The following is a 1,590-nucleotide window of genomic DNA, read 5'->3' on the forward strand; positions in this document are numbered from 1 at the left end:
TCGGGCGGCGTTCCGACGATGAGGCCACCACAGACACAAAAAAAGCCATCCGGCCACACCGGACGCTAATCCCAGCACACCCCTCGTTTCCCACCGCGCCCTGATCGCGGCGGAGACGAAAAACCTAAAATGATTCGAGGGGACACACCCATGTTATTGCGTGCAGCACTGGCCGGTCTGGCACTGGCTTCATTGACCCTGCCTGCCCAGGCAGACACCATCCGCATCGCCATCGGCACCCAGGACACCACCATCAACTGCGCCGCCGGCGGGTTGTTGATCCGGGAGCTGGGCCTGTTGGACAAGTACTTGCCCCACGACGGCGCGTACAAGAATGCCCACTACGACATCCAGTGGAAAAACTTCACCAGCGGCGCGCCACTGACCAACGAGATGGTCGCCGGCAAACTCGACTTCGGCGCCATGGCCGATTTCCCGGGTGCTTTCAACGGCGTGGCGTTCGAGACCGCCGGCAAGCACAGCCTGTTCATCAGCGTGCTGTCGGGCAGCACCCAGGGCAGCGGCAACGGCATCGTCGTGCCCAGTGCCTCGGGTGTACAGTCCCTGGCCGAGCTCAAGGGCAAGACGATTTCCGTGCCATTCGCCTCCACCGCCCATGGCATGTTGCTACGCGCCGTTGCGGCCCAGGGCTGGGATCCGCTCAAGGATGTGAACATCATCGCCCAGCCACCGGAGGTCGCCGGCTCGGCGTTGCAGGCCGGCAAGATTGATGCCCATGCCGACTTCGTGCCCTTCGCCGAGCTGTTCCCCAGCCGGGGGTTCGCCCGCAAGATCTATGACGGCGCCCAGGCGAAAACGCCGACATTCCATGGCGCGCTGGTGGACCAGGCCTATGCCAGGAAGTACCCGGAAATCGTCGTCGCCTACCTGCGCGCATCCATTGAAGCCAATCAACTGCTGGCCGCCGAGCCTGAGAAATACAGCGAGCTGATCGCCAAGGTCACTGGCGTGGATGCCGAGGTCAATTATCTGTTCCATGGACCGCTGGGCGTACAGACCCGCGACCTCACCTGGAAACCGGAATATCGCCAGGCCGTCGGCACCGCCATCGACACCCTCAAGCTGCTGAAAAAGGCCGATCGGGGGCTGGACCTCAACACCTTCATCGACGACCAGTACATCCGCGCCGCGTTCAAGGCGTCGAACCTCGACTACACCGCGCAACTGGGCAACTACGCCCAGACGCCCCTCGGCACGCCCGACGCCCTGACCGGCCAGCCCATCACCGACGCTCGCCATGTGGCCGAGATCTGGGTGCGCGGCGAGCCGAAAGTGCGTCATTACGCCTCGGCGCAGTCAGCCTTCAGCGCACTGGCAAGCCTCAAGCAAGAAGGCAAGGGCATCCGCGCCGTCTACGCCCAGGCCAGCGACAGCGGGATCAAGCTGTTGGCCGAGCAGGCGTGGTTCGCCAGTGACGGCAAGGGCCAGCTCAGCGCGTTCCTGTTGAAGGGGCAGGCCGAGCAGTTTGCCACGCAGCAGGGCGGCAAGGTCCTGGATTTCACCGAGGCCACCACCCAGGCGGTCGCCGCCCGCTGACCTGACACCGTCCCCTGTGGGAGCGAGCTTGCT

Annotated in this window: 1 protein-coding gene; it reads left to right on the top strand. The window is 64.3% G+C overall.

Features of this window, described 5'->3' with window-relative positions; translation table 11 throughout:
* Positions 1-150 precede the first annotated feature (150 nt).
* On the top strand, positions 151-1,557 hold the full coding sequence (locus tag OC610_RS27055) for an ABC transporter substrate-binding protein (protein WP_264432398.1): 1,407 nt from the start codon (positions 151-153) through the stop codon (positions 1,555-1,557).
* Positions 1,558-1,590 lie beyond the last annotated feature (33 nt).

Origin of the sequence: Pseudomonas agronomica, assembly GCF_025917275.1 — a bacterium.
GTDB classification, from domain to species: Bacteria; Pseudomonadota; Gammaproteobacteria; order Pseudomonadales; family Pseudomonadaceae; genus Aquipseudomonas; species Aquipseudomonas agronomica.